The sequence below is a fragment of the Glycomyces lechevalierae genome (assembly GCF_027622945.1).
GTDB lineage: Bacteria > Actinomycetota > Actinomycetes > Mycobacteriales > Micromonosporaceae > Glycomyces > Glycomyces rutgersensis.
In genome coordinates, this window is sequence record NZ_JAPZVQ010000008.1 from 1 (window position 1) to 6,402 (window position 6,402).

The 6,402-nt window shown below is 69.8% G+C and carries 5 protein-coding genes; 2 read left to right on the forward strand and 3 right to left on the reverse strand.

Translation table 11 applies throughout. From position 1 onward, the window contains the following. Positions 1-250 precede the first annotated feature (250 nt). From O2L01_RS13965 to O2L01_RS13975, 3 genes are all read right to left on the reverse strand, one after another. The gene (locus tag O2L01_RS13965) at positions 251-1,687 is read right to left on the reverse strand and encodes a GuaB1 family IMP dehydrogenase-related protein (RefSeq protein WP_270122563.1); all 1,437 of its coding nucleotides are present in this window, start codon (positions 1,685-1,687) and stop codon (positions 251-253) included. A 176-nt stretch (positions 1,688-1,863) separates the two neighbouring features. Beyond that, positions 1,864-3,606 carry an acetyl/propionyl/methylcrotonyl-CoA carboxylase subunit alpha gene (locus O2L01_RS13970; RefSeq protein WP_270122564.1) on the reverse strand — a complete coding sequence of 581 codons (1,743 nt, stop codon included), beginning with the start codon at positions 3,604-3,606 and terminating at the stop codon, positions 1,864-1,866. A 164-nt stretch (positions 3,607-3,770) separates the two neighbouring features. Next, complete coding sequence (locus tag O2L01_RS13975) at positions 3,771-4,445, reverse strand: PadR family transcriptional regulator (protein WP_270122565.1); 675 nt, start codon at positions 4,443-4,445, stop codon at positions 3,771-3,773. Between the two features lie 130 nt (positions 4,446-4,575). Between O2L01_RS13975 and O2L01_RS13980 the strand changes: the two genes are divergently transcribed. Together O2L01_RS13980 and O2L01_RS13985 are read left to right on the forward strand one after the other, a co-directional pair. After that, complete coding sequence (locus O2L01_RS13980; protein ID WP_270122567.1) at positions 4,576-5,544, forward strand: ATP-binding cassette domain-containing protein; 969 nt, start codon at positions 4,576-4,578, stop codon at positions 5,542-5,544. Between the two features lie 2 nt (positions 5,545-5,546). After that, positions 5,547-6,308 carry an ABC transporter permease gene (locus O2L01_RS13985; RefSeq protein WP_270122568.1) on the forward strand — a complete coding sequence of 254 codons (762 nt, stop codon included), beginning with the start codon at positions 5,547-5,549 and terminating at the stop codon, positions 6,306-6,308. Positions 6,309-6,402 lie beyond the last annotated feature (94 nt).

Below are 6,402 nucleotides of genomic sequence, written 5' to 3' on the forward strand. Positions count from 1 at the left end.
CCCCGAAGACCGAGCGCGGGTGCACCCGCGCTCGGCTCCTGCCAGGACACCTCGCGAGGTCATTCGCGGGCGCACCAGCAAAGGCGCTGGTGCGCCCGCACCAAACCAGACACCTCGCGAACCCGAACGACACGCACACAAGAAAGGACCAAGCACCGCCTAGCGGCACACCACAACCACGCACAAGAGACACCGAAGGCGCCCGCCTAACGGCGGACGCCTGTCGATGATGATTCGTTCTTTGCTGTGCCTACCAGCTGCTAGGGACCGGCGCGCCTTCCGTGTAGCCCGCGGCGGACTGGACGCCGACGGCCGCGCGCTCGTGGAACTCTTCCAGGTTCGTCGCGCCCGCATAGGTCGCCGCGGAGCGGACGCCTGCCACGATCGAGTCGAGCAGGTCCTCGACGCCGGGGCGCTTCTGGTCCAGGTACATCCGGCCGGTCGAGATGCCCTCTTCGAACAAGGCCTTGCGGGCCTGGTCGAAGGACGAGTCGCTTGCGCTGCGGGCCTTCACGGCCCGGGCCGAGGCCATGCCGAAGGACTCCTTGAAGGCCTTGCCGTCCGCGTCGTAGTGCATGTCGCCGGGGGATTCGTGCGTGCCGGCGAACCAGGACCCGATCATGACGTTCGAGGCGCCCGCCGCCAGTGCGAGGGCGACGTCGCGCGGGTGGCGGACGCCGCCGTCGGCCCACACGTGCTTGCCGTAGCGGCGCGCGGTGGCCGAGCATTCGAGGACGGCGGAGAACTGGGGCCGGCCGACGCCGGTCATCATCCGGGTGGTGCACATGGCGCCCGGGCCGACGCCGACCTTGACGATGTCGGCGCCCGCGTTGATGAGGTCGGTCGCGCCTTCGGCGGTGACGACGTTGCCCGCGGCGATCGGGAGGTTCGGGGCGGCGTCGCGCACGAGCTTGAGCGCGTCGAGCATCTTCTCCTGGTGGCCGTGCGCGGTGTCGACGACGATGACGTCGGCGCCGGCCTCGACGAGCGCGGTCGCCTTGCCGGTGACGTCGCCGTTGATGCCGATGGCGACGGCGACACGGAGCTTCCCGTTCGCGTCGGTGTTCGGCGAGTAGATGGTGTTGCGCAGGGCGCCGGCCCTGGTGAGGACCCCGTGGAGGCGGCCGTCGCCGTCGAGGACGGGCGCGAGCCTGATGTTGGCGTCCTCGAGGACCTTGAACGCCTCGGCGTCGGAGATCCCCATGGGCAGCGTGACAAGCCGGTCGGACGCGACCTGCTCGAGCTGGGTGAAGCGGTCGACGCCGCGGCAGTCGGCCTCGGTGACGACGCCGAGCGGCCGGCGCTCGGAGTCGGTGACGATGACCGCGCCGTGGGCGCGCTTCGGGAACAGGGCGATCGCCTCGGCCACCGTCGCGGTGGGCGGGAGGGTCAGGGCCGCGTCGCAGTCGAGCGGGCGGGACTTGACGCGCGCGATGACGTCCGCGACGACGTCGACCGGGATGTCCTGCGGGATGACGGCGAGGGCGCCGCGCCGCGCGAGGGTCTCGGCCATGCGCCGGCCCGAGACCGCGGTCATGTTGGCCGCGATGATCGGGATCGAGTTCCCGGTGCCGTCGGCGGTCGACAGGTCGACGTCGAGGCGCGAGGCCACGCTCGACCGGTTCGGGACCATGAACACGTCCGAGTAGGTGAGGTCGTGGCCGGGTTGTCCGTCGATGAAGCGCATGGCTGTCCCCCTGTAGGGAGTGGTCGGGTGCCGGACGGAGGATTTCCGCCGCCGGGAACCCTAACCCGTTTTCGGTCGATGAGAGCAGTGCTTGTGGTGCTACGCACAGCACTGACCATTCTCCCTCTACCGGTGCCCGGTTGTAAGTCTGCGATCTGACAGATCCGTTACGCGGCTCAATCGGAGATCTGGCAGATCGGCGCCCCGGCGGCCACGACGTCGCCGATCGCGACCTCGAGCCCGGAGACCGTGCCGGACTTGTGCGCCTCGATGGGCTGCTCCATCTTCATCGCCTCGAGGACGACGATCGTGTCGCCCTTGACGACGGTCTGCCCGTCGGCGACGGCGACCTTCACGATGGTGCCCTGCATCGGTGACGGCAGGCCGTCGCCGCCGATGGCCGGACCCGCGTCGGCCTGCTTCTTGGGGCCGCGCTTCTTCGGCTTGTTCGAGGCGACCGGGTTGAGCAGCCCGGCGGGGATCGACACTTCGAGGCGCTTGCCGCCGACCTCGACGACGAGGCTGGTGCGGTCCTCCGCGTCGCCGCCGGCCGAGGCGCCGGCGCCGTACGGCTCGAGGGTGTTGTCCCACTCGGTCTCGATCCAGCGGGTGTGGACGGTGAAGTCCTCGGCGAACGCCGGGTCCTCGATCACGGCCCGGTGGAACGGCAGCACGGTCGCGAGCCCCTCGACCTCCATCTCCGCGAGGGCGCGGCGCGAACGCCGCAGGGCCTCTTCACGGGTGGAGGCGGTGACGATGACCTTGGCCAGCAGGGAGTCGAAGTTCCCGTCGATGACGGTGCCCTCTTCGATGCCGGTGTCGACGCGCACGCCGGGCCCGGCGGGCAGCCGCAGCTTCGTGACGGCGCCGGGAGCGGGCAGGAAGCCCCGGCCCGGGTCCTCGCCGTTGATGCGGAACTCGATCGAGTGGCCGCGCGGCGCGGGGTCCTCGGTGAGCGGGACGGCCTCGCCGGAGGCGATGCGGAACTGCTCGCGCACGAGGTCGAGCCCGCTGGTCTCCTCCGAGACGGGGTGCTCGACCTGGAGGCGCGTGTTCACCTCGAGGAACGAGATGGTGCCGTCGACTGCGACGAGGAACTCGACCGTGCCCGCGCCGTGGTAGTCGGCTTCCTTGCAGATCGCCTTGGCGGCGTTGTGGATCGTGGCGCGCTGCTCGTCCGTGAGGAACGGCGCGGGCGCCTCCTCGACGAGCTTCTGGTGGCGGCGCTGCAGGGAGCAGTCGCGGGTGCCGACGACGATGACGTTGCCGTGCGTGTCCGCGAGGACCTGCGCCTCGACGTGGCGCGGCCGGTCGAGGTACCGCTCGACGAAGCACTCGCCGCGCCCGAAGGCGGCTTCGGCCTCGCGCACGGCGGACTCGAACAGGTCGGGGATCTCGTCGCGCTCGCGGGCGACCTTGAGGCCGCGGCCGCCGCCGCCGAAGGCGGCCTTGATGGCGACGGGCAGGCCGTGCTCGTCGGCGAACGCGAGGATCTCGGTCGCGTCCTTGACCGGGTCCTTGGTGCCGGGCACCAACGGCACGTTCGCCTTCATGGCGAGGTGCCGGGCCGTGACCTTGTCGCCGAGGTCGCGAATGGACTGCGGCGTCGGGCCGATCCAGGTGAGCCCGGCGTCCATCACGGCCTGCGCGAACTCGGCGTTCTCGGACAGGAACCCGTACCCGGGGTGGACGGCGTCCGCTTCGGACCGCTCGGCGATCCGCAGGAGCTTGTCGATCCTGAGGTAGGTGTCGGCGGCCGTGAGGCCGTCGAGGGCGAAGGCCTCGTCGGCCAGGAGTGTGTGGGGTGCATCGCGATCGCCGTCGGCGTAGACGGCGACGGACTCGTACCCGGCGTCCCGGCAGGCCCGGATGACTCTCACTGCGATCTCGCCGCGGTTGGCGATCAAAACCTTGCGCACGTTCCGCAGTGTAATGGCCGGGTATCGGAGTCCGGGGCCTCGCCGTCGCCGGATGCCCGGATGAAACGGCATAAACCGCCTACGGCCTGGAGGGTCTCCACAACAAGTATTGTGTAAATTTTAGCGTGATTTGTTGAACGATCGTTCAGGGCGGCGCGGCGCCGTCACTCCTCGATCCCTTCGCGCCATTGCGCGACCCGGGTGGGGAACAGGTCGCTGCTGATGGCCTCGCGCCAGTAGGCGGCGTGGGCCGCGTCGAGGTCGGGCCCGAGATCGAGGTCGCCCGACTCGATGCGGTCGGCGGTCTGCTCGCACCATTCGGCGTCCACGGCCCACAGGTCGGCTTGGCGCTTGATCATCGCCCGCGCGTGCGCCGGGACGAACGCCTCCCCGTTGGCCTCCTTGAAGTCCGAAGTGGTCGACGCGAGCACCTGCGTCACCATCTCGACGCGGCCGTATAGGGTCTCGGCGCGCTGGCGGAGCATCGCGATGTTCTCGGCGGGGCTGAGGACCTGCGCGAAGGTCCACGCGGTGTGGAACGGGTCGTCGGAGGCCGTGACCTCCCAGAGCTTCTCGCGGAGCGTCCGCTGGAACTCGGCCTCGCCTGCCGCGGTGATCCGGTACGTGGTGCGCGCGGGGCGGGCGTCCACGGACTCGGTGCCGACGACCTCGATGGCGCCGTCGGCCGTGAGCTTCTTGAGCGCGTGGTAGATCGAGCCCGCGCCGATCTCGGAGACCCCGGGCAGCCGCCACGAGTCCAGCTCCCGGCGCACCAGGTAGCCGTGGACGGGACCGAGCCAGCGGACGAGGCCGAGGACGAGTAGACGCGTGCTCCACATGGCTGAATAGTATCCCTTTGACTATCCTCACAATCTCGCCTATACCTGGTTGTGCCCTTCGCTACCCCGTCGCTATAGTCAAGTTTGAACAAGGAAATAGGAACATCGTTCAACCACCCGTGAGGTACCCATGCTCATCGAGACCAAGGGGCTGAAGAAGACCTTCAAGTCCCGCGGCAAGCAGGTCGAGGCCGTGCGCGGCGTCGACCTCGCCGTCAAGGAAGGCGAGGTCTTCGGCCTCCTCGGCCCCAACGGCGCCGGCAAGACCACCACGATGCGGATGCTCAGCACCCTCATCGAGCCCACCGAGGGCCACGCCGTCGTCTGCGGCCACGACCTGGCCAAGGAGTCCGCGAAGGTCCGCCGCGACATCGGCTACGTCGGCCAGGCCGGCGGCACCTGGGGCGAGGTCACCGCCCGCGAGGAACTGGTCATGCAGGGCCGCCTGTACGGCATGTCGAAGAAGGCCGCGCAGGCCCGCGCCGTCGAGGTCCTCGAGTCGTTCCAGCTCGGCGAGTACGCCGACCGCAACGTCAAGACCTACTCCGGCGGCCAGAAGCGCCGCCTCGACATCGCGCTCGGCATCATGCACCAGCCGAAGCTGCTGTTCCTGGACGAGCCGACCACGGGCCTCGACCCGCAGTCGCGCGCGCACATGTGGGACGAGGTGCGGGGGCTGCGCGAGCGCGGCACCGCGATCTTCCTGACCACGCACTACCTCGACGAGGCCGACGCGCTCTGCGACCGGCTCGCGATCATCGACCACGGCGAGATCGTCGCCGAGGGCACGCCGCTCGCGCTCAAGAAGGAGGTCGCCGGGGACGTCGTCGCCGTCGGCGTCGCCGACCGCGCCGCCGAGGCCCAGGAGCTGTTCGCCGCCAAGGACTTCGTGCGCGAGGTCGAGGCGGGCGAGCCCGACCCGGCCACCGGCGTCGCGGTCCTGCGCATGTACGTCGAGGACGGCGCCGCCGCCCTCCCCGAGCTTCTGCGCGGCCTCGACGCCGCCGCGATCACCCCGGCCTCCATCGAGCTGCACCGGCCCAGCCTCGACGACGTGTTCCTGAAGCAGACCGGCCGGTCGCTGCGAGAGGAGAAATAACGGTGAAGACCATTCGCGACACCTGGCTCGTCTACTCCCGGGCCATGAAGCTCAACCTGAAGCAGCCGGTGTGGCTCATCGTCATGCTGGTGCAGCCGATCTACTTCCTGTTCCTGTTCGCGCCGCTGCTCGAGCCGATGGACGGGATGCCCGGCTTCGAGAACGGCGCGATGGAGACGTTCGTGCCCGGCCTGATCATCATGATGGCGCTCTTCGGCTCCGCGTTCGTCGGCTTCGGCCTCATCGCCGAGCTGCGGCAGGGCGTGATCGAGCGGATGCGCGTGACCCCGGTGAGCCGGGTCGCGCTCATGCTCGGCCGCACCCTCTCGACGGTGACGACGACGGTGTTCCAGTCGCTCGCGCTGGTGCTGCTCGCGTCGCTGACCGGGAAGCTCGACGTCTACTGGCCCGGGGTGGCGCTCATGCTGCTCATCGTGATGCTGACGGCGTTCATGCTCGCGGCCGTGTCGCTCGGGCTGGCGATCATCCTCAAGAGCGAGGACGCGATGGCGCCGACGATCAACACGCTCGTCCAGCCGATCATGCTCATCTCGGGCATCATGCTGCCGATGGTGATGGCGCCGCAGTGGCTGCAGAACGTGGCGGACTTCAACCCGTTCTACTACGCGGTGCAGGCCTCGCGCGACCTGTTCGCGGGCGAGATGTCGACCGCGGCCGTGTGGCAGGCGCCGGTGATCCTCGGCGCGCTCACGATCGTGCTCGTGCTGTGGGCGACGCGGAAGTTCGCCCGCGCGGTCGCCTAGACCTGAAGGAAACCAGGAACGGGAGCGGGGGCGGGGGCGGGGGGGGGGGGCGGGGGCGGCGGCACCCGTTGGGGTGGAGATAGCATAAACGAGG